The organism is Opitutaceae bacterium TAV5 (assembly GCA_000242935.3).
Taxonomy (GTDB): domain Bacteria; phylum Verrucomicrobiota; class Verrucomicrobiia; order Opitutales; family Opitutaceae; genus Geminisphaera.
In genome coordinates, this window is record CP007053.1 from 6,742,864 (window position 1) to 6,765,722 (window position 22,859).

Here is a 22,859-nt window from a genome sequence, read left to right on the forward strand (position 1 = left end):
CCACCCTCCTCAGCACATCTCCTCGTAGATGCGCTCGTACTCGGCCACCGGTTTTTCCCAGGAAAAATCGCGGGCCATCGCGCGTTGCTGCGCTTTCCGGTAGCGCGGCCCGTCGGCAAACAGCCTGAGCGCGCGTTCGAGGCCGTGGTGCAGGCCGTTGGCGGTCGGCGGGACCACGATGCCCGTGCCTTCGCGCGGATGGCCGTCCACGTCGCTCACGGTGTTCACCAGTCCGCCCACGCCGGAGACGATCGGCAGGGTGCCGTAGGCCTGCGAGTACATCTGGTTGAGCCCGCACGGTTCGAAGCGCGACGGCATCAGGAAAAAATCCGCGCCCGCCTCGATCAGGTGGCTCATCCCTTCGTCGTGCACGGTGCTGAGCGCCACCTTGCGCGGGGCCAGCGTGACGAGTTCGCGCAGGCCTTTTTCGAGTTGTTTGTCACCCGTGCCGAGCACGATCAGCCGGCAGTCGGCGCGCTGGAAAAACAGGTGATTGTCGAGCACCAGGTCGACGCCCTTTTGCGGCGTCAGCCGGCACACCATGCCGATGACCGGCCCGGCATAATCGGGGTCCATGCCGTGGCGCACGAGCAGTTCGCGGCGGCAGAGCGCCTTGCCCGACAGGTCGGCGGCCGTGTAGTTGGCCGGCAATGACGAATCGGCCGCCGGGTTCCAGATCGAGGTGTCGATGCCGTTGACGATGCCGACGAGATCGTCGGCCCGCGTCTTGATGACACCGTCGAGCCCCGCGCCGAATTCCGGCGTCTGGATTTCCTGCGCGTAACGCGGACTCACCGTTGTCACGCGGTCGGAAAACAGGATGCCCGCCTTCATCAGGCTGATCTGCCCGTAGAACTCGATGCCGTCGATCCCCTGCAACTCCGGCGGCAGGTTGGTGCGGCTGAAGCTCTTCATCGGAAACACGCCCTGGAAGGCGATGTTGTGGATGGTGAACACGGTGCGCAGCGCGAGCGTCACATGGTAACGCTCCTCGGCATGGCGGAGCAGGAGCGGCAGGATGCCCGTCTGCCAGTCGTGGCAATGCACGATGTCGGCCTGGTATTCGAGCAGGCGGAGCGTCTCGACGACGCCCTTGCAGAAAAAGAAAAACCGCTGGTCGTTGTCCTCGTAGTCGCGCGTGCCGTTGCCGTAGGGCCCACGGCGGTCGAAAAATTCCTCGCGGCACACCAGGTAGACGGTGAGGTTGTGCCGGGGGCGGATGCACCACAGGTCGCCGGACATGAACTCGTCGCCCATCTCGATACGGAGCTTGGTGAGATGTTCGGCCCCGGCGGCATCCGGGTGCTCGATGATGGCGCGGTAGCCGGGCAGGAAGACGGCCACCTCATGCCCGCGGTCGGCCAGAGCCGAGGTCAGCGCCCCGACAGCATCCGCCAGTCCTCCGGTTTTGACGTAGGGAAACAGCTCGCTGGCAACGTGGACGATCTTCATCCCCGCAACGCTCGCAGCCCCGCCCCGTCCCCGGCAAGGCGCAAGTGATCGGCGCCCGGTCGTGGAGATGGCCGGATATCCGCAGCCAGGCCCTCCGCTGACGCCCAATTTTCATGGGGTCGCCTGTGGTTTTGGAAGTGACCGGTGACGGCCGGTGTTTTCACACTGTCGGGAACCTCTGAAAATTGAACAGAAGGCAACAAAGAGAACGAAGAACAACCAAGGGGGTTTATCATTGTTTTCCACACAAGATGTTTATGGGAAATAAGTTTTAATTCAAAATTTTCTTTGTTTCATCTTCGTTCCCTTCGTTTTCTTCTGTTCAAAAAACGTATTTTCAGAACCACCCTGTCATTTCTTTCTCCGATGAATCTCACCAAACACTGGGCCGCCCAACTCGACGATTATGTGATCGACCTCGCCTGGTCGCCCGACGGCGAACAACTCGCCGCCGCGTCCGCCGCCGGTCCTCTCGCGCTGTTCGACACCGGCGATGGCGCGCGCTCCGATCTTCCCGGCCATGACGACGGGGCCAACTGCCTCGCGTGGCATCCCGTCTTTCCGATTCTCGCCTCCGGCGGGCAGGACGGATCCGTAAAATTCTGGGATGCGTCCACCGACCAGCACATCACCACCGCCCGCCTCGGCTCCGGCTGGGTGGAGCATCTCGCCTGGCAACCGGTCGCTGCCGCCGCCGTGGCGCCGGCGGCAGTTCAGGGTTCAGAGTTCAGGGTTCCGGGTTCCGGCAACGCTGCGCCTGCCAACAACGCCCCCCCGGTCGATAACTCCAAACCCGACACTCCGAACTTCAAACCGGGCGCGGAGGCGGCGCCCGTCGCCCCCGCGCTCGCCGCCGCTTCCGGGCGCACGCTCGCTCTCCTCAACGCCGACGGCTCCGCCCGCCACACCTTCGAGCCCGCCCCGCGCACGCTCTGCGCGCTCGGCTGGCATCCGCGCGGACACACGCTCGCCGCCGCCCACTTCGGCGGCGTACGGCTGCTTGCGCCCGACGGGGATTTCACGCTCCGCCAGGAATTGCCCTACGCCAACGGCGTCCACGCCCTTGTCTGGTCGCCGCCCGACGGACGCTGGCTCGTCTCGGGCAACCAGGACCGCAGCGTCCACCTCTGGCTCCCCGACGAGAACCAGGAATTCCACATGAGCGGCTACGAGAGCAAGGTGAAGGAGCTCTCCTTCGACCGCACCGGACGCTGGCTCGCCACCGGCGGCGGCCAGGATGCCTGCCTCTGGGATTGCTCCGGCGCCGGCCCCGAGGGACGCGAACCGCTGATGTTCCCGCACGACGCCCGCGTCTGCGCCGTCGCCTTCCAGAATGCCCACAACCTCCTCGCCACCGCCGCGCAGGATGGCGGCGTTTCGCTCTGGAGTCCGGAACGTCCGCAACCGCTGCGCGCCAACATCCGGCTGCCCGCCGCCGCCACGTGCCTCGTGTGGTCCCCCGACGACAGCCACCTGGCCATCGGCACCGCAAAAGGCATTATCTACGTGCTCAAGGTGGAAAACTGAACCGGAGCGGCGGCATTCCTGCCGCTGCGCCTCCGAGGGAAAAGAGCGGGTTTGCAGTCAGGCGCATGATGCGTGGCGAGCCAAACCGCGCACCCCTGAAAACTACCCATTTGTGTCTGCTGACCTTATGATGGATAGCAGGAGATCGAGATCCTGACTTTTCCGCAAAATCGTGTGTACGGACATGGTTCGATATTCTTCAACCACGCTGTCGCTTATCTCCCCGGAAAACACGATGACCCGCCCTTTGAAATGACACCCCCGGACCGCTCTTACCAAGGCAAGTCCGTCCATTTCCGGCATGGCGTGATCGGTGATCAGGAGTCGGTAAAGATGCGGAGCCTCCCTGATTCTGGCCAATGCCTCCCGGCCATCTGATGCGAAATCCAGATAATCGACCGAGCCGGCAAGAAATATCCTGAGCATTTCGATGAACACATCGTTATCCTCGGCATATAATATTCTTTCCCCTCGGCTGCGCGACATGCCGGTTGCAGAGAATCCGGTTTTCATGAGCAGCCAGTCATTCGCTGAAAGCGATGATCAACGAAATCACGATCAACACGATAGCAACGGCCACCACAATGGCGGCGGGCCGTCCATTCCGGCCTTTCCGGTTCTGGTTCATATTTACTGACTGATGTTACGCGAAGGGCGGCGTGGCACGGGCTTCCGGCCCGTGGGTTTGGTGTGGCATGGGCATCCATGCCCATGATTGCCGGGGGAGGCGTTTGCAGCGCGGAGCGCCCTCCACGGGCAAGGATGCCCGTGCCACGCCGGAGAGCGTGGATGCGCGCGTCACTGTCCGCCCTTGCCGGTGAGCATGACATGCACCGTCCGGATTACGATGGTGGCGTCGAGCAGGAACGAAAAATGGCGGATATAGTAGAGGTCGTATTCGAGCTTGCGCAGCGTGTCGTCGAAGTTGCCGCCGTAGGGATAATTGATTTGCGCCCAGCCGGTGATGCCGGGCCGGACGAGATGACGGAAGTGGTAGCACCTGATACTGTGCTCGTAGTCGGCCACGAGCACATCCCATTCGGCACGGGGACCGATCATGCTCATATCGCCCTTCAGCACGTTCCACAACTGGGGCAGTTCGTCGAGACGGCTGCAACGCAGGAAGCGGCCGATGCGGGTGACGCGACTGTCGTTTTTTGCCGTGTAGTTGCCGCCGCCTCCCGGCGAGCTTCCGCCCTTCGGGCCGGGGCGCATGGTGCGCAGTTTGTAGAGCGTGAAGGGCACGCGGTTGCGACCGATGCGCTGTTGCCTGAAAAATACAGGTCCGCCGTCCTCCCGCTTGATCGCGATGGCGGCGATGGCGATGAGGGGTGCGCTGAGGACAAGAATGGACAGCGAGAGGGTGATGTCGGTGAGGCGCTTGAAGTGGTTGGTTATCGGAACGCGCGCCATTTTGAACCCTTCCTGAAAAAGCCAGATGGCGTTGAGCCGGTAGAGGGGAATCTTGCGCCAGTAAAGCTGGTGAAACAGCTCCAGTGAGTAGATCGGCACGCCTTCGAAATAAAGTTCCTTCAGGCGCCGCAACACGTCGGGCGGGAGCGAGCATCCGTTTTCGTGCAGGACAACGGCCTCGACATCGAGGTGTCCGGAGGAGATCTCGGTGATAAGATCGTCGAGGAGCGGACGTCCGTCGTCGGAACCATCGTCGGGACGGAGGCGGGCGTAGCGGATTTCCCGGCCGAGTTGCAGGCGGGCAGCTTCCTCGGAAAACGCCGCGGCGTCGCCGCCGGCATAGATGACGAGACGGCTGGTGCGATGGTGCCGAAGCCTGGAATGGAGGAACCGGCGGAGAAGCAGTGTGGCCGGGGCGATGGCGAGAAAGGAAAGCCCGGCGACGGCGCGGCTTTGCTGCAACGGATAGCTGTAAGGCGGGAAGACAAAGGTGACGAAAAGCAGTGCAATAGCCGCGACGAAACAGGCGAGGAAGTGCAGGCTGAAGTAGTCGGCAGAGAGAAAATCCGTGCGAGGATTGTATCCGTCGATGAGATGCAGCGCGACGAACAGCAGCAGGAGCGGAATCAGCAGGGGCCAGAACAAGGGCGAATGCCACTGGACGATGCCACGCAGGATGGCTGCGAGATTGATGCAAAAGAACACCGCAATGCAGTCGCCGAGGACCAGCGCAGGCGTGAGGGGTCTTGTATATCTCATAAAAACAGACGGAGAGGGGGTCGGGGATGACAGAACGTTCCGCGCCGGAAGGACCCCGGCCTGAAAAAACCCAAATAATGTCGATGATGGGAACGTCCCAATATACAGGTTTCAACCGCGAATGAACGCGAATAGACGCGAATAAAAATACGATAAACTCATTATCAAATTATGGTGTGTTTCGTCTTTTTTCTGAATTCGCGTCTATTCGCGTCTATTCGCGGTTGGTTTGTCGGATTGGTAAAAAGGCCGGCAAAGGGAAAAGGCACACTGGCTCTACAAATACCAGTCGCGGATACCGTGTATTCCTCATACCAGCGTCCCGAATGTTTTTGATTTTACACAAAGGCCGCAAAGGACGCGAAGAAGGTAACTGGCAATCCTTTGCGCTCTTTGCGGCCTTGGTGTAAAAATCTGAAGGCTTTGGGGCTTTGGTATCACCGGTTCACTTCCCCTGTTCGTCCTTCCGGCCGGAGACCGCCGCGAGCAGAGCTACGCCACTGCAGAATGCCCCCAGCAGACAGGCGATCACCAGAACCGGACGCCACTGCTCGTCAATAGCGGGATGCAGGCCGAGATAACCCGCCATGGCCGACTGGATGGCGCACATGGAAAGGTAGATTGTTATTATGAGTGAGAATTTCATTTCCATATGATCACTGGAGGCGCCTGCAGTTCAGCCTGCTATATACATGATAAAAACGATGAGGCATGACGCCCCGATGATCGCCAGGCCGGCGACAAGCAACCACGTCTCTTTTGCATCCGGATCGATACTCATGAGCACTGGATATTTTCAGTATGTGGCCCGGACGATGCCCGTCACGCAGCCAGGACAAGGATTACACAGATGACAATCAGCGAAAGAGCGATTGTCACCTCGATGATGTTCGGGTGATTATCTTTATGGTCGTGGTTCATGGCTGGTCGGATGATGTTATAGCTGGCAGCAAAAGATCGGTGTGGGTGTTCGGTTGCCGACAACCGGGAGGCGTGGCCCGGGTCTGCATTTCGTCGGGCAGACGCAGCACCTCCTCCCAGGCGTCGAGCGCGGACGGAAGGTCGCGGGTGCGGGCAAAGGCGAGGGAGGCGCGGGCAGCGTCCTCGCAGGCGGCGGGAGTTTCGATCCAGTGATGCAGGGTCCGGACAAAGCGGGCGGTGTCGTCTGGCGCGGCCGCGATGCCGAGCCGGTGGGCGGTGACCTGGCGGGCGAGTTCGCCGCCGGGAGGACCGGCAAAAAGCACCGGACGGCCAACGGCGGCGATGCCGTAGAGTTTGCTGGGAAAGACGAGGCTCCCGCAGCTGTCACGCAGCGTCACCCAATGCGCATCAGCGGCAGCCAGGGAAGCGGCGAGGTGCCGGCGCGATTCGTGCGGACGAAAGACGACGTTCTCCAGACCACGGGCCGCGACCGCGCGCTGCAGCCGGGATTTGCGCGCGCCTTCGCCGATGAAGACGAACGCGAAACGCGAATCGCTGCGCAGCGCCTCCGCCACGCGCAGGCAGACATCGAGATCGTGCACGCGGCCGAGATTGCCGGAGTAGGCGACGATAAAACGGTCGCCGAGCCCCCATCGGGCGCGCATGGCGGCGACGGTCTCCGGAGGCGGTGGCGCGAGCCCGGCGGGAGCCCAGTTGGGGATGATGGCGAGACGGTCGGACGGCACGCCGCGGGCGCGGAGCAACGCCGCCATGTCCCCTCCCAGTGTCACGCAGCGGGTGGCCTCGCGCCATGCGCGGTCGCGGCGCAGGCGAAGCAGGGCGACGAGCGGCAATGCGGGCCAGCCGGCGCCGGCGGCGGCGAGGAGTTCGGGATAGATGTCCTGCACCCAGTGGACGAGCCGGGCTCCGCTCGCGCGGCAGGCCTGTGCGGCGGTCACTCCCACCAGCGGCGGATCGGTGAGCGCGACGACGGTGTCGGCGGGCGCCAGCAGGGAGGGAAGCCGGCGGCGCGCGGCGACGTGAAAGGCGCGAAACTCCGTGATCCGGGCGAAGCCGCGCCAGCGGGCGGGTGTACCGATGCGGTGGATACGGACACCGTTGTGCGTTTCGTCCTCCGGCAGCGAGGCATCGTGACGCGAGGTGACGACGCGGACGGCGTGTCCGCGCGCGGCCAGCCCTTCGGCGAGGTCGGTGAGAAGCTGTCCGGTGGCCGTCGTGGACGGGTGGTAGAACCGGTTGAGGAAAACGATCATGACAATTTTATGAGCCTCTCCGTGAGATTCATGACACCACGTCCAGAGCCTGGCGGACGCGGGTATTATGCATTTCTCCCGGATTGGTCCCGGTGGTCAGTTTTTTCCGCGGGCGGCGGAGTTCGTGAATGCAGGGTGTGGCGCCGGTTGAGGCGCGAATATTTCCTCGATCGGTCGGGCCGGGCGGATCCGCGCCGGGTTTCCGTAGGCGGCCATGCCTTCGGGGACATCCTTGACCACCAGCGCGCCCGCTCCGATCACCGCATCCGGTCCCGCCGTTACTCCGGGGCCGATGAACGCCCTCGCAGCGATCCAGCTCCGGTCGAGCACGATTATGGGAGCGGTGATGAGATCGAAGGTGTCTTTCCGATGGTCATGCGATCCTGTGCAGAAAAAAACTCCCTGGGAAATGCACACATGCGAACCGATTTTCACCCGGTCGAGACTGAGAATGAAAACGTCGTCGCCGATCCAGACATGGTCGCCGATTTCCAGCCGCCAGGGGAAAGTGATATTCACCCGGCTGCGAATCACCACCTTCCGTCCCACTTTCGCGCCGAAGGCGCGCAGCGCCGCCACCTTCAGGGAGGAGGGCAACGGGAACCACGGAGCGAACAGGAGGCTGCGCACGATCCACCACAGAACCTCTTTCCAGCGAGGCGCTCCCCGGTGGAATTCCGGGTTCCGAAAACGGGTAAAATCGATCATGGTCAAAACTTCACGATCCGGAAAAAATCCGGATCTTCGGACAAACGATGCTCCAACCGGAGGGTTACACCACACATCCCGGTTTGGGCTCATCCCCAAGCACCCATTTATAACAAGCAATAAAATCCAGGGCGATCCGGTCCCACGAAAACCGTTCTTCCGCGATCCTTCGCCCGCGCCTTCCCATATCCGCCAGTTTTTCAGGAGACTGTCGTGTCGCATTGTCCAGTGCCGCAGCGATGTTCTCTACACTCACTGGCACCCACCAGCCGCACTGCTCCTGTTCCAGCACTTGCCAAGGAGCGCCATGCGTTGTGATCACCGGCAACCCGTGCGCCATCGCCTCTGCCACTGCGATGCCGAAATTTTCGCTGTGGGTTGGCAGAACAAACAAATCCGAATCCTGAAACGCCTGTGCTTTTGCCCTTCCCGTCAACGGCCCGGAAAAACGCACGACATCCGCCAGCCCCAAAAGGCCGGCCTGCCGCTCCAGGTCGGCCCGATGGCCACCCTCATCCGGTCCGGCAATGAGCAAGTCCCACCCCGCCGGCCTCACCCGAGCCCATGCTTCCAGCAAGAGCGGCAATCCTTTTTTGGGATGTATCCGGCTCAAAAACAGGGCGTTTTTCCGTTCTCCTTTCAGTCGTCCATTCGCCTGGGTTATCGCCAGTCGAGGCAATTCCACTCCATTGGGAATGATGGCAATGGGAGCGCCCAGCCCGCGCTCACGCAAACTTCGCGCTTCCTGGGCGGACGTGGCATGCAACAGCGCAGCGGACTCGAGATTGCGCCGTTCCAACAGCCACCACACCGGACGCTTTTTCCATGCGTGGTGCCGCCAGGCCCAAGGCTCCAACATACCCCGGACGGAAACGACATGCGGCCTGCGCCAACGACGCTTCCAAGCCAAAGCCACCCAGGATGGATGCAACCACAACCCATGAGTATGCAGCAGTTCCGCTCCGTCTTGCAGTATCGATTGACCAAAGCTTGGCGACCAACCCAACGACGAAACCAATACCCGCCCTGTACATCTCACCGGGGCACTCCACTTGTCGAGATGCGCCTTGGCCTCGCCCTGAAACGGCATTGCTACCGAGACGCCAAGCCCATACTCCGCCAAACTCTTTGTAAGATGGCGAATCGACTCAAACGGCCCTCCGGAAACCGGGGACAAAGGAGCGCTGACATGGAGAACGCGCATCGATTCAAAACATTTTGCCAAAAATGGACAGAGTGGCTCGCCTCGGACCGCGTGGACCGTTCTCAAACCCTTTTCATCACTCCTTCACGCGACTACCACCCCATGATGCCAACCCACCCCCGGAATTCATCGGTATCCGCTCCCTGCGGTAGTGGACTCTTCGTACCGCCAGCATGAAGATCATCCAGAAAAGAAACGCGAAACAGTTCCCCGCCGAATAGATAGACGATTCAAATATGCACACGACCAAGCCACTGATCAGAGTGCCGGCATAGATGACCAGATTGAAATCCCTGTACCACCACACGATCAGACACCATCCGGTAAATCCCCACAACAGCCCAAAAAACAGATACGCCAGTGGCCGGCCCAGTTGGACGGTCAGCCCATAGTAAGCGCTCATCACTCCGTAACCGCGCAATCTCAGATCAAAAAGTGAAACTCCATAGTGTTCATGGATCACCCTATCCGTGGCAAACCCATGCCCCAGCCAAGGTCGTTTGTCGGTATAGTTTCGGCCCATTTCCCAGAATTCTGTCCGCGTTGAGCCGCTCCCCAAACTCTCCACCCGGAGAACCCGCTCCTTGAAAAAATCCGTCTGACTCGCCGCACCTCCCCCCGTCACTGCCGCCACCGCGAGTATCCAGGCCCATGTAGTTCGACGGGCCGCCAAAGGTACGAAAAACACCACACACGCAACCACTACCCCCAGCAAGGCTGATCGCGTGCCACAGGCCACCAGATTCGCCCCCAGCACCGCGGCCACCACCATATCCCACCTGGCTCGCGAACGCAGCCACCGCCCAACTGCAACCGGCAGTGCAACGCCCACGAGGATTCCAATATTGTTCGGATTATGAAAAAATCCTTGAAAGCGTTGGCCCGCCAGTTCCTCCGAAAACATGAGCCCTCCAACCACCAGATTGATCGCCAAGACGATAGCCAGCACTTTCAGCACCTGTGAAACCAGACGTTCTTCAGAAAAAAAATCCGCGTAGCTCCACAATGTCCACATCGAGCACCCATACAATAGCACTAAACTTACCGCTCGCAGCACCGTGTAGACCGGCGCGATCGACCACATGCCCGACACTAGAAACAGGCCTAGAAAAGCCAGCATCCACCTATCCGCGGCCACCAGATGCCCCGGTCGCCGACCCGCCCGATAGAACCCCATATTGAAAGCGAAAGCGCATCCCATCGCCAATGCTAGCCAGCGGAGAATCTCGCTCAGTCCTGCTACCTGCTCGAAACGCGATGTCGCCAGCAAGAAGGGTGTCACATACAGAAACGGGAAATGCTTCCAGAGCCAATTCACCTATCATCCTTCCTTTTGCGGATCGTCGCCAATCCCTCCGCCAACGTCGCTGCCCAGCGCTCCGGCCTGTATTGCTTCGAAAGCTCAAGGCTGGCTTGCGAAAAAACTTCCCGGTCCGCTTTGGACAAGCGGTGCATGGCCAGCAAGGCCTCCGTCAAGGCCCCGGCATCTCCCGTGGGAAAGCAGTATCCATTGTACAAGTGCCGCAGCAGATGCACCGCCGCCCCGCAGGCTTCTGAGGCTATCAGAGGCAAGCCGGCAGCGGCGGCCTCCTGCAGCACCACCCCCCAGGGTTCAAAGCGACTAGGCAGGATAAAGGCCGAGGCTTCCCGCATCAAAGCCGGCAGTTCCCCCGGTTGGACAAAGCCCCGGTCTTCCGCTCCTGCCTGAAGCAGCAGTTCCCGGCACTCTCCCCTGCCCGCACAGATCAGCGGCCAGGGATTGGGCACTTCCGCCCGATATTGCCGATACGCATCCGCCAAGGTATCCAGCCCTTTTTCCGGTGCGTAGCGCCCGACATAAAGAAAAAAGGGCTTCTGTGCCCTCTCGTCAGTCACTATTCCGCTGGACCGGTGCGCCCTATCGGCAAAAACCTCCCAATCACAGGCATAGTAGCCCTCCCAGCAACGAGCACCACTGTAGCCCAGCTTATTGGCCAAGTAGCGCTGACGCTCCCCGGTAACCCATAACACGTCAATGAAGCGATGGAGATGCCAAGGGGACACCCAGGATGCGCCATACTGGCGCAAGGAGCCCGTCCACTGCGTATCGCAACCGGCGATTACGGGGATATCATTCGCCTTTAGTCGCCGGCATATTCTCGCGTATCCTTTGTCCGCCCAACCACTGACCAGAACCGCATCCGGGGAAAATGCACGGACTGCCCTGAGGATTGCAGCATCTGCATGCTCATGACGGTTCAACACAGACCCCAAATCCTGAAAAACCGAGGCATCGAAGGGTGCATTCGGCTGATTCGGCCAGGCATAGACCAGCAATTCGGCATCAACCAGGCGCTTAAAGGCACGTAGGCAAGCTGCCAGGTAACCGGATAAACGACTGTGGAGCAAGACCAGTTTCATAAAACATACCCGGCATCAGCCGGCCAAAGCCACTAACCACTGCATCTTTGAATAACGCCTCTCGGCCGTCGCATAGCGGCAGAGAACCTCACTCATCCGATGGAGCGGAGGATATCGATATGCACTGACCTTTTCCTCATCGGAGATGGCATCAATCAATATGATCGTATGTGTTTTCTTGAAAATATTCAATAAATCGTTGGTGACGCCAGGACGAAATGCCTCATGCAACTCAACGATGAAATCCGTCCGACGCAGCCGAGATACGATATCATCGTCGAAAAGATCGCCTTCCCCTCCCTCGATATCACATACAATCAATGCTCTGCATGAACATTCCAAGTTCATCAGATTTTCTCGGTTACATAGACCTTTGATATTCACGCGCTCGGCCACCTCATTCCTCTCACATGTAATCCGACAATTATTCACTGCGGAGGGATTTCTTTCCCAAGCAGTCACCCTCGCGTCGGGAAACAAAAGGGCAAGACCGGCGGCATAATAACCATCAGCAGCTCCAATATCCCATATCTCCTCATAATGATTTACTTTTAATTTGTCGAATATCCCGTGAAGCTCCGCCTCATAACAACCAACTAGCTTCGGGAAAAAAACACTGCAATTTCCTGATCTATGAGGAAATCGCATCCCTTCGAAGGGTCCATTGATCACTCGATCATCCGGAAAATAATTCCATAATTTGGATTCCATTCGTGAATACAGGGCACGCTTTGCCCACTTGACAACAACACGGACAGCAGCGGCACGAGAAAGGTGGTTCGCCCAATCGTTAACACGATACAGAAAATCAACTTTCACTATTTCCTCCAACCTTTAATTCGTACATTATCATTCAGAATCAATCTCACTTACAAGTCACTATAAACTAAATTTCAATATTTACGCAAACACACATTTACCATTCAGACCAAAACAGCAATAAATCCTGCCACTTAACAAAATTACGAGATAGAGCCCGCCTTTATCTCCTCTCTATTGTCATATATCCCTGAAATCCCTCCCCATATGTAGTCATAACTCGTCAACGAGTGTCCACCTTGTATCAAATCATTATTGCACCTCTGAAGAAATCGCACCCTCTCTCCCTTAACTAATTTCAATACAGAATTTCTTATTTTCCTCCTGTCTATAGGACAGTTTACAAACTCACAGACCGCCTGATAAATCGAATTAGGATCTGGATCAACCCACTTTGCATAGTCCTCGTGAAGATAGAAATCCCTGCCTCCAATGTTTCTTGTCGTTACCACAGGAAGCCCACACATCAGATATTCCATTGATGCCCACATGGCTCCTTCTTTAGCAGACAATGCCAACCCACATGACGAACTGCTGTATATCCTGCACAGATCATCGTGACTATCTATGAAGTTTCGATTAAATTCGCAATGACTAACCCTGGGCTCATAACCATGTAAATCATTGCGCCCATTTGTATCCTTGTTAGGGCAAGCATAAGTAATAATAAACAACTTGGAAACCATAGATGCAAGATGAACCCTTTTAAACTTACTTGCGCGTGCTGCATAAACAGCTTCATATCTTAAATCTACCTCAATCGGGCGAAAAACTGACTCCGGCAGATGCATGTTCTGATTAAGAAATTCATTCTCCACATTAAGCATACTCAGATGAAAACATTCACCTCTCTCATTACAGCAGATAACAACACGAACCCCCTTTCTCTTCAAATTCCTAACCTTCCGCATGATCCTCAGGGCATATCTCCATCCGACATACCACGGAGGATGAAAATAAACAACGCAAGGTGCGCGCCTAGGTGCCGATTCGAACATCTCAAGGCCATCGCCACTACACATATAACAGGGCGCACACGGATGCAATCTAAACAGGGTATTCCTTAAATACATAAATTAAAACAATTAAATCCTAGAATCAATAAAACACCTAAAACCCATGATGTAATCGCATTACCACCACTCTGCTTGCTATTATCTTATTGACTATCAATTATCAACTTAATACTGTCAATAATTCTCCTGGAAATCATATCCCATGTATAAGCACGTATTTTGTTCAATGAACAACGTTTCATCGCTAGCATGGCCTCCGGTGTAACCCGGCTTATCTCTTGAATGGCATCTGCAATTCTATCAATCGAAGGAGAATCCAATAAGATACCATTTTTTTCACTCACCACCTCAGCAGTCGCGCCAACGTCCGTTGCGATGATGGCAAGACCGCGAGACATTGCTTCAAGGATAACAGTAGGCATTCCCTCAGCATAACTGGGACAAAGCAAAACATCGCAGCGATCATACAAAGCTTTCAGGGCATGAGTCTCCGTCACCTTTCCATGATAAATACAGCGTACATCCGGCAATTGCTTTTCTTTCTCAATCGGCCCGACAAAATGAAATTCGACATGAGGATCACGAAACGAACGAATCGCTCCTGCCAGTTCTTCGATTCCTTTGCGACGTTCATAGCGACCAACAAAAAGAAACCGGCATTTTCCAGATGCCACTCTGGCATCTGTGAGCAGCCAATCATCACCTACCGCATTGGGAATTTCCAATATACGAGAGGGAGGGACGTTCAGCTTGTTTTCAACAATAGCCCGAATCTTCCCTGGAAAAGAAAAAACATAATCCGCGTTCCTATTCAACCGTGAGAAGGAGGGGCGGAGCATGTAATGCGCAATTCGTTCCCTTGTATTTGCTGCATATTGAAACATTTCGTAACCATGTACATTGACACCGACCGGAATCCGTAGACTCCCATTCTTTCGGGCTTCGGCAAATGCGAGGCCGGTCAATCCTTGGGCATAAATAAAATCGCAATCTGCGCAAACTTCCCGGAAGCGGGCTAATGCCTTTTGGGAATAGACATGCAGTTCCCGTATATAATGCCCAGGCAATTTACTCTCTTCAGGAAATGGAATAAAATGAGCATGGACAGAGTTTTTTAACCACTCTTCCATCCCCTTCAATTTCCCAGCATCAGCTTCAAGATTTCGGTTCCGTACCGTATGAAACAAGTGGAGTTCCACGCCTTGCTTCACAAACTCCTGCGCAAGCATTGTGGAGTAACGTTGCATTCCCCCTAAAACATAGGGCATAACCCCGTCAGTTATCAGAGCAATTTTCATTGATATAGCCGGGGCAACCACAGCATGCAGACATTCATGAGAATAAATATTTCAATACCCTGGGGATGCCTCTGGCATGTGCCATTCCGTAATTAGACAGAATTTTTTCGATATAGACCAATATAGGTCTCTTTAGCCGGAGGACGGCATTGCTGGATAATAATAGATCTCTCAGATACTTCAGCTCATCCTTCGTGATTCCTCCCCTTTGGCGATCGATATTCAATCTGGAGACAATTGATATCAAAGTCCCGGACAGGGCTTTCGCCAATTGCTTTCCTCGCTTGTCATCGGCATTGAGTTCCACTATCTTTTTATACATTTTATCCAGATAAAGTACACATGAATCCACATACATTTTGCTCATTTCGTAACTTGTGAAAGTGGCTTTATCGGAGGATATTCGATAATAAAAATCCAACTCGCAGTGTTCATGAACAGTGTAACAAGGACTTCCGAATAATATCCTTGAGTGAAATTCTACATCTTGAAGGCGCTTGAGCTCTTCGTCATATCTCCCGGTTCTTTTGATGAGATCAGATCGGAATATGCCGGATGTGATGGTCCAAGGTAAATTATGTCTGAGAAACATTCGGAGGTGATCATCTCCCTTCTTGGGGGCCCATACCGACTCGCTGTCTCCAATTGTTTTATAAAAAGTTCCGGCGGGATAAACCTGAAAGTCATCCTGGCTTTTCTCGATATTCCCAACTCGTCTTTCCAGGCAGATGGACGTCAATAAGTCATCGGAATCCAGAAACATGATATAGGTGCCTTTGGCATTCTCTATCCCTATGTTGCGAGCCGCGCAGCCACCTCGGGGACCATTAATTGTCGAAAAGTTCCTGATTCTGCAGTCAGTTAAGCAATAGTGGGCGATCAAAGAGTGAGAGTTATCCGTAGAGCAGTCATCCACCACGATCGCCTCCCAGTCATTATAATCTTGACATATCAGGGAGTCCAAGGTTTCGGATATGAACTTCCCCTTGTTATAATTTGGTATTACTATTGAAATCATGGGACGGTAATACTCTGAGCAACTCATGCAATGAAGCGCCGGGGCAGCATACTGTAATCACAAGCTCTTGGCCATGGAAGCCAAGTGGTTAATTGGCTGCATGTGAGGTCTTCACAGGGTTTCTTGAGCAGGCTTAGGAGAGGCAAATTCTTATCATGCAGGTCGCGATGAATTCATCCCAATGATGGCCAAACGATACATGGACTGTAGAATTTCGGCATGGCGTGCTGGATTATGTTCTCTTTGGATTCGTTCCAGAGAACGAATACTTTTTTGCCGGAGCAGGGGACGCTCCGTGTACGCTTGCCGCAAAGCCCGAATCAGTCCTTCAACTAAAAGTGCGCGAAACTGATTTCGCTTTTCTTTTGTATCGTGATCGCCATCGCCATTGGGAAGCTTCGGTACTGGGATTACCCAGCCACACTCTTCATTATTGATTTCGGGCAGTGCCCGCAGATTAATAGTGATGGCAGGGCATCCCGCGGCTTGGCCCTCCAGTACGGAATAGCCGTAGGTGTCGCCCCATGTAGGTAGACAGAGCAAGTGACTGCGCTGCAGCAGATTCATCACGGCTCCCCACGGCAGTGGTCCCATCACATTCACTCGATCTTGATTTTTGTGAATTAATTCACGGGCATGTGCCTCTTCAGCGGTCCCGGCCCGGCTAGCGTAATCTCCAGCTGTCATTTTTCCGGCGATCGAAAGATGAATATCCGCGCCTTCAGTCGCCAGCCTGTCCAACGCCAGAAGCACCTCTAGTCCACCCTTTCTGTAAAAATCATGTCCCACCAACGCCAGCCGCAGTGGCCCTGCGAACTCTTTTTTATCAGCCGTTATCAAAATATCCTGTGGTGGGTGGAGCACTCTTATCTTGGCGCGTATCGCCGCCCGCGTGCATGCGTCCATTTTGGCGATATTCGTGTCCAAATCAGTGATGAGTCTTTGGCGGGCGCACTCCGATAAGGCTAAAATACCGAGACATTGGGGTTTTGATAAACGTCCCCAAGCCAATTTTATGAGAAATTTTGGCAGGCGATTGGAACGAGGCAATGTTGTCTCATATGTCACAGCCCAGCTTCTTCCGCCAAGCACCACTGAGTTGAAGGTATGAACAACTTGCACTCCCCCCCCCACTGGCAGTGCGAAGCTTTGCAGTGCCATCGAGTAATGGCGCCTAAGTTTCCGTAAGATCGAAAACAAGTCACGGACATGTCTCACATCATGTGCGGCGGCGTACGCAATATTTCGAGTTTGAGCATAACCGCGATTAGTATAGCCGATTTTCATGTTTGTGGATTTATTCATAATACTGACCGGTGTGGATGAGCCCATAGTTGAGCTTGTTCCCGTTGGCTATGTGGACATCAAGCGCTGAGATAATAGGCGCTATTTTCATAAAATTTGGGCGGGCACCAGCAATGATATCGATGAGCATTTTCATTAAATGGAAAAATGGAAATCACTAACGGTCCATGTTAGCACTGTTCATGCCCGGTAGTAGCGTTCAGGAGAATTTTGCAGAAATCCGCGGGTATCGACAACCGGTGCGTTGAGGCCACGAAAATCGTAATCCCTGAATTCATGGTGGGCGGTAGCGATCAAATAAAGATCATAACCTGGCTCAAAAACGACTGTACGGCGACCAGCGTATTCCGGGTGTTCACGTGTCAACGGAATCACCGGAATGTAGGGATCGTGATAACTGACGACCCCCCCCTGCTCCTCCAGCAATTGGATCAGTTTATAGCTGGGTGACTCACGGTCATCCTCGACATCCGGCTTGTAGGCCAACCCTAGCAGCAGAATACGGGTACCCTTCAGGGCCTTGCCTTCGTGGTTGAGTGCTTCCGTAACACGCTGCACAACATAGCCAGGCATGGCGGTGTTGATTTCCCCCGCCAATTCAATGAATTTCGTATTCTGACCATATTCCCTCGCCTTCCAGGTCAGGTAAAATGGGTCGATCGGGATGCAGTGTCCGCCAAGGCCTGGTCCGGGATAAAAGGGCATGAACCCGAAGGGCTTGGTCTTGGCGGCATGGATGACCTCCCAGATATCGATTCCCATCTTGGCATAGACCACCTTCAATTCATTCACCAAGGCGATGTTGACGGAGCGGAAGATGTTTTCAGTCAGCTTGGTGGCCTCGGCCGTCCGGCAGGATGACACCGGAACCACCTGATCCACGGCACGGGAGTAGAGTGCCTTCGCCTTTTCAAGGCAGGCAGATGTGTAGCCGCCGACCACCTTGGGGATGATTTTGACTTGGCTGTCGGGGTTGCCAGGGTCCTCCCTCTCGGGACTGTAGGCTAGGTGGAAATCTGTTCCAGCTTTCAACCCGCTCCCCTCTTCGAGAACGCGGCGCAGTTCATCTTCCGTGGTGCCCGGATAGGTCGTTGATTCGAGCACAACAAGGCTTCCCCGCTGCAGATGCGGCGCAATCGCGCGTCCGGTATTCAATACATAGGAGATATCTGGTTCGCGGTATTTGTTGAGAGGAGTCGGTACACAGATGATGGCCGCGTCCGCCTTGGCCACTTCGGAAAAATCCGTAGATGCGCGGAAATGTCCGGAATCCACCGCCGCACGGATACGGGGAGACGGAATGTGCTTGAAGTAGGTTTCCCCCTGATTCAGCTTATCTGTCTTTTCCGGATCGATATCGAGTCCGGTGACGGCAACGCCTGCTTCAGCAAAAGTCAGTGAAAGCGGTAAACCCACATAGCCGAGCCCTATGATGGTAATATTCATGAAAGTTTCGATTGGTTGGAAATTAGGCGCCATTATTAATCATGATGACTTCACTGTTCGAATAGGCCTGATCCAAGACACTCTAGATCGTCTCGATCACATACTTTTCCGTATTATAGCAAAGGATTATAATACGGAAAAGAGACTGAGGCATGAGTGATAAATTATAAGCCAAGAGGCAGGAAGTTGTGTGCTGAGAGTTTTGAATTGGAGTATTCTTTGTTCATTCTGGTTCCCTAATTCTACCCTGTGAGACGAAATAGCAGTATGAGCTTGGTATTCTATATTGCCTGCCTGAACTCCTTCACTTCCTGCCACATTGCCGTAGTTTTTCTTTTGAGGTCTTTGGAGGCGGCAGTGATGCGAGCTATAATCTTCATGCTCCGGCATTCCTAAAAATGGTCGCAAATTTCCCTGTTTCTTCCAGATCGGGCAGGTGTACGATCTTCGCCAATTTAGAGAAGAGAAATCCGCCGAAGCGACAAAGCATGCGGAAAAGCCGCCAGTTGAAAACGAAGGTCGGCCGCCACGGTGAGAGTGGCCAAGTCAGCATGACGTTATCTGCTTTTGATATAAATATTCGAAAGCATCCAGCATTCCATCAATCGAAAAATATTTTTCTACAAATGATCTTCCACGCCGGCCGAATTCGGGAATCAGTTCACGATTTCTCTCGAAAAATCGGATCGCTTCCTTGATCGCCGCTACATCACCAGGTGGACACAAGCGGCCTGTTTCTCCGTCAATCAAGCTCTCGGACACTCCTCCAATAGAGGATCCTATCACCGGCAAGCCACTTGCTTGGGCTTCTGCAAAAACCACCCCTTGCGTTTCCACCCTGCCAGTGGAAGCGACCACTCCGGTCAAAGCGAACAGATGTGCGCTCTCCATTTCCTTTGAAACTTCAACGGAGGTCAGCGCACCAAGCAGTTGAATATGGTCATTCGATTCACTCTGTATGATTTGGGCCATCAAATCTCCACGTAAATATCCTTCACCCACGATCCTGAGAATAATATCCAACCCCTCCTCACGTAATTCTGTCACCGCTTGGATAAGATGGCAATGCCCCTTCATTTCATCCAGCCTTCCCACCGAAAGCATTCGCAGGGGCGTCCCTGCTTCCCTATTTTTTTCCCAATATGGAAAAGCGGCCAGATCGATTCCCATGGGAATCTGTGAGAGGTACGCCTCTTCCGCCCCCAGATTGATCAAGCGCCGCCGCATGAAATCAGACCCCACTGTATGCCGCCACCCCGCCTGGAACAGATCACGAAACATGCCCTCTCCGCAAAAACGGGGCGCCATGTTCGCATCGTAGCCGTGCCAAGTTACGACCACCGGTCTCTGGAAACCGATCCGGTGTAGTTGTCGGGCTAAAGTTCCAAAATGAATATGGATGATATCTGGTGCTAGCTTCGCTAATGCTTCGCTCTGGAAAATTGCGGAAACAGCCCCTGGATCGTGCCAAGGTGGGGATAGCCTCAGCCAACGGATTGTCGACGGTTTTCGGCACAGTAATCCGACCAACTGGCCGAGTTTGCGAAGTTTGTTGCCGGAAAGCCCTTTACATACCGGCATCGCAATCCCTTGGATGCTCAGCTCTTCCAGTTCCGCCGCCGAAATCCCCTCTCCTGGTCCGGAACTCAGCACTGTAACTCGGTGCCCGCGCCGGATTAACCCCAGCGCGTGTTCGCGGATGAAGGTTGCGGAACGGGTGGGAAAGTTTCCCGGGACTAAGCAAATGTGCATGGAAATTATTTTGATACGAAATTCCACATTTCAGAAAAACGTCTTCAATCAAGACTACGGTAAATCCTTGACCTCAAATCAGAAAAGAGCCTCGGAGGCTTAACAGAAACATGTAATTATCGCTTCCTCCTTTCGGATCACCAATTTGCCCATATCCCAAGCCCTTAAGTATATCATTACATTGCCGATAATTATCATCCGATATTTCCACCCAAATCGTAGGTTTAAATTCACTCAAAACATTTTCCCGCTATTCAGAACATCAACCTCATATCCCTCAGTATCAATCTTAACCAGATCAACAATTTTCAAACTGAATTTTGATGCACAGAAATCATCCAATGTCGTCATACGCACACGAACCACATCATTATTTCCATCTATATCGGAAGTTATCCGGCTTGGAGAAGTGAGAAAACAACCAATTGATTGTTCCGGGAATCGGCGCCGTTTACCCTGACATGGAGACATGATTCATGCGGGTTATGCATAAGGCCGGGAAGACTTAAACTTTTTGTGGGCTTTGCACAATCCAAGTTGCCACGCCTCCCAAAGGCGACGATCCACATCTCCAGTAAGGAACGCTCTTGTTTTACGCAAAGCTACCCGGAATTTCCCTTTTTGCGGCTCTGGGGAGGGTAATCCGATCACTTTATGGTGGATCGCTTTCGAATATGCTGCCATTTCAATAAGTTTCTCCATGTAGGGAATTGTATAGCGCTGTTGAGGAATCATATGATCAAGCTCCAGCTCCGGGAAAACACCTTTCCCATAGCCGTTCCGGCAAGCTGAATATGCCATATCGATATCCTCGCCACTCATTAAGCTATTTCCCTTCCGACCAAGCCCCGATCTTTCTTGGTTTTTTGTCACTTCCTCAACCCACAAGACGGCGACGGATCTTAGAATGGCCATTCCGGCGCCAATGGGTGTACTTGCAGCATGCAATGGATCATTAGACCACCTGAGTTCCATTATGTCACGCACGCCAACCCAGCCTTTGTGGCGTTCAAACCAGCTTGGGGGAGGTGATTCATAAATGCCTTTGCAGCTTCCTCCGAATATGCCAAGATTAGGATGACTCTTGGTTAAGCTTAGCGCCTTATCAAGGTAATCAAACCTCAGCGCGTTGTCATCATCCACAAACACAAGAAGGTTTCCTTTTGACTCACTGATGCCGCGTATGCGGGCGGGAGTGAGGCCGAGTTCGTCTTCACGGATATGACGGGAGTGGGGATGCCAGGAAAGATCCCATTTCCCTGCAAGTGCTTCTTTGGAAACGTTGTCGATAAGGAGCAATTCCCATCGGTCTTTGGATAGGGTCTGTTTGTCGAGCGCTGACAGAACACGGCGAAGATAGTCCTCGTGGGGATTGTGCGTGCAGATAATAACGGAGAGGTCCATGGATCGGAAGCTGGTAGCTAAAATGAAAATACAGAGAATTTCGGAAATCGGAAACTATTAGGCACTCCCAAGCCTTTTACTATTGATGAGATATGGGGACACGATCATACATCAGTTTCCTTTTAAGTTTTGCAACTGCCGCCTGCAACGGCGTCGTTACATACCACCCAACCGGCATCCGTCCATGTTCGATAGCAAAGGTGTGCTCCTTTAGTTTTTGGTTCGACTTGATCATGGGAAGCATAGCCGGATGAATGACCGATGGTATCCTTTTTTCGTGTCCGGCGAGATTAGCATCACGAATAGCCACAAAAATATTTTGCCGATACCAAGGCTCAATATCTCCATGGGTCCAGATCAGCCACCGCACATCATCCGAGCATGCAAATCCATGCCGATTAAATAATTGTTGCCAATAAACTGGCCACTGGCAATTGACATGATGCTGCCCCGGCTGATCAGGGCACGCGGCGGAAAAGATGATTTTGTCGGAATGCTTCGTTAGTGAGGAGACCAGTGTCTCCGCATGCGCTTCATCCAAATGCTCCGCGACCTCCAGGCAGAGCGCGACATCAAATTTCCTGCCCAGATTCCAAGCCTGTGTGAGGTCTTGACAAAAAAAGTGTTCTTTCGGAAATAGCAAGGTGCTTCCCGGAATTGGTACCCCATCCAAACCTTGATAGTCTGTGATTCCCATGTCGATTGCCGCGCGGAGCCATGTCCCCAGTCCGCAGCCTACATCCAGCAGGCTGGAGGGCATATGGGGGCCAAACAATGCTGGTAAAGCAGTCCGTGGACCCTTCTGCGTGTGAAGATTTCGGGAATGAGTGTAGTCGATCGGCATATGCTGAGCTGAAATTTACTATAGCCTATTCAATTGACCAATTTGGTATAGCATCAATGTATCCAATGACTGATGAAGGAGGTGAAAGAGAGGGAGAAGTGTCCTCCTTGAAGGAGAATTCCAATGCATCAATTTTTTGGTCATGATCTTGATGCCACTCTCCCAGCCATACAGACACTCGATATCGGCCAGGAAGCAAGGGCATCTTATGGCATTTGAAATGAATTGTTCCACACAGTCCTCCTTTCAATTTTTCCACGGTTGGGTGCATCCGCAAATTGGAACCATAGACTGGATCG

At 54.3% G+C, this 22,859-nt stretch carries 21 protein-coding genes; 2 read left to right on the plus strand and 19 right to left on the minus strand.

All coding sequences use genetic code 11. From position 1 onward, the window contains the following. Window positions 1–9 precede the first annotated feature (9 nt). Window positions 10–1,452, minus strand: a complete 1,443-nt coding sequence (locus OPIT5_28355) for a glycogen synthase (protein AHF93536.1) — start codon at window positions 1,450–1,452, stop codon at window positions 10–12. 366 nt (window positions 1,453–1,818) lie between these two features. On the opposite strand from OPIT5_28355, the gene OPIT5_28360 reads away from it, so the two are divergent. Continuing rightward, on the plus strand, window positions 1,819–2,979 hold the full coding sequence (locus OPIT5_28360; GenBank protein AHF93537.1) for a hypothetical protein: 1,161 nt from the start codon (window positions 1,819–1,821) through the stop codon (window positions 2,977–2,979). Between the two features lie 102 nt (window positions 2,980–3,081). Here OPIT5_28360 and OPIT5_28365 read toward each other — a convergent pair whose 3' ends face one another. The 18 genes from OPIT5_28365 to OPIT5_28455 all read right to left on the minus strand — a co-directional run bounded on the left by OPIT5_28365 (window position 3,082) and on the right by OPIT5_28455 (window position 19,841). Further along, window positions 3,082–3,492 (minus strand): hypothetical protein, encoded by a 411-nt coding sequence (locus OPIT5_28365; protein ID AHF94841.1) that lies wholly within the window; start codon window positions 3,490–3,492, stop codon window positions 3,082–3,084. Window positions 3,493–3,502: 10 nt separating this feature from the next. Then, entirely contained in the window at window positions 3,503–3,607 is a 105-nt protein-coding gene (locus OPIT5_28370; protein AHF94842.1) for a hypothetical protein, read from the minus strand. Between the two features lie 170 nt (window positions 3,608–3,777). Next, a complete protein-coding gene (locus OPIT5_28375; protein AHF93538.1) occupies window positions 3,778–5,151 on the minus strand; it encodes a sugar transferase in 1,374 nt (457 codons plus the stop codon). A 445-nt stretch (window positions 5,152–5,596) separates the two neighbouring features. Next, complete coding sequence (locus OPIT5_28385; protein AHF93539.1) at window positions 5,597–5,797, minus strand: hypothetical protein; 201 nt, start codon at window positions 5,795–5,797, stop codon at window positions 5,597–5,599. A 30-nt stretch (window positions 5,798–5,827) separates the two neighbouring features. Continuing rightward, window positions 5,828–5,932 carry a hypothetical protein gene (locus OPIT5_28390; GenBank protein AHF94843.1) on the minus strand — a complete coding sequence of 35 codons (105 nt, stop codon included), beginning with the start codon at window positions 5,930–5,932 and terminating at the stop codon, window positions 5,828–5,830. A gap of 41 nt (window positions 5,933–5,973) precedes the next feature. After that, complete coding sequence (locus tag OPIT5_28395) at window positions 5,974–6,072, minus strand: hypothetical protein (protein AHF93540.1); 99 nt, start codon at window positions 6,070–6,072, stop codon at window positions 5,974–5,976. Further along, window positions 6,069–7,346 carry a glycosyl transferase family 1 gene (locus OPIT5_28400; GenBank protein AHF93541.1) on the minus strand — a complete coding sequence of 426 codons (1,278 nt, stop codon included), beginning with the start codon at window positions 7,344–7,346 and terminating at the stop codon, window positions 6,069–6,071. Before OPIT5_28400 ends, OPIT5_28395 begins: the two co-directional genes overlap by 4 nt. Window positions 7,347–7,442: 96 nt before the next feature. Further along, window positions 7,443–8,147, minus strand: a complete 705-nt coding sequence (locus OPIT5_28405) for an acyl transferase (GenBank protein ID AHF93542.1) — start codon at window positions 8,145–8,147, stop codon at window positions 7,443–7,445. Further along, on the minus strand, window positions 8,119–9,258 hold the full coding sequence (locus tag OPIT5_28410; protein ID AHF93543.1) for a glycosyl transferase: 1,140 nt from the start codon (window positions 9,256–9,258) through the stop codon (window positions 8,119–8,121). The genes OPIT5_28405 and OPIT5_28410 overlap by 29 nt, the downstream gene beginning before the upstream one ends. A 76-nt stretch (window positions 9,259–9,334) precedes the next feature. Further along, window positions 9,335–10,528, minus strand: coding sequence for a hypothetical protein (locus tag OPIT5_28415; protein ID AHF94844.1), 1,194 nt, complete (start codon window positions 10,526–10,528; stop codon window positions 9,335–9,337). A 44-nt stretch (window positions 10,529–10,572) separates the two neighbouring features. After that, on the minus strand, window positions 10,573–11,658 hold the full coding sequence (locus OPIT5_28420) for a glycosyl transferase family 1 (protein ID AHF93544.1): 1,086 nt from the start codon (window positions 11,656–11,658) through the stop codon (window positions 10,573–10,575). 15 nt (window positions 11,659–11,673) lie between these two features. Further along, window positions 11,674–11,979 carry a hypothetical protein gene (locus OPIT5_28425; GenBank protein ID AHF94845.1) on the minus strand — a complete coding sequence of 102 codons (306 nt, stop codon included), beginning with the start codon at window positions 11,977–11,979 and terminating at the stop codon, window positions 11,674–11,676. Between the two features lie 2,007 nt (window positions 11,980–13,986). Next, window positions 13,987–14,193 carry a hypothetical protein gene (locus tag OPIT5_28430; GenBank protein AHF94846.1) on the minus strand — a complete coding sequence of 69 codons (207 nt, stop codon included), beginning with the start codon at window positions 14,191–14,193 and terminating at the stop codon, window positions 13,987–13,989. Window positions 14,194–14,825: 632 nt separating this feature from the next. After that, the gene (locus OPIT5_28435) at window positions 14,826–15,809 is read right to left on the minus strand and encodes a teichuronic acid biosynthesis glycosyl transferase (GenBank protein AHF93545.1); all 984 of its coding nucleotides are present in this window, start codon (window positions 15,807–15,809) and stop codon (window positions 14,826–14,828) included. A 1,297-nt stretch (window positions 15,810–17,106) separates the two neighbouring features. Further along, window positions 17,107–17,250, minus strand: coding sequence for a hypothetical protein (locus OPIT5_28440; GenBank protein AHF94847.1), 144 nt, complete (start codon window positions 17,248–17,250; stop codon window positions 17,107–17,109). 44 nt (window positions 17,251–17,294) lie between these two features. Then, on the minus strand, window positions 17,295–18,560 hold the full coding sequence (locus OPIT5_28445) for a UDP-N-acetyl-D-glucosamine dehydrogenase (GenBank protein ID AHF93546.1): 1,266 nt from the start codon (window positions 18,558–18,560) through the stop codon (window positions 17,295–17,297). A gap of 281 nt (window positions 18,561–18,841) precedes the next feature. Beyond that, a complete protein-coding gene (locus OPIT5_28450; GenBank protein AHF94848.1) occupies window positions 18,842–18,940 on the minus strand; it encodes a hypothetical protein in 99 nt (32 codons plus the stop codon). A gap of 166 nt (window positions 18,941–19,106) precedes the next feature. Next, window positions 19,107–19,841, minus strand: a complete 735-nt coding sequence (locus tag OPIT5_28455) for a hypothetical protein (GenBank protein AHF94849.1) — start codon at window positions 19,839–19,841, stop codon at window positions 19,107–19,109. Between the two features lie 2,401 nt (window positions 19,842–22,242). Between OPIT5_28455 and OPIT5_28460 the strand changes: the two genes are divergently transcribed. Further along, complete coding sequence (locus tag OPIT5_28460) at window positions 22,243–22,356, plus strand: hypothetical protein (GenBank protein ID AHF94850.1); 114 nt, start codon at window positions 22,243–22,245, stop codon at window positions 22,354–22,356. Window positions 22,357–22,859: the final 503 nt, after the last annotated feature.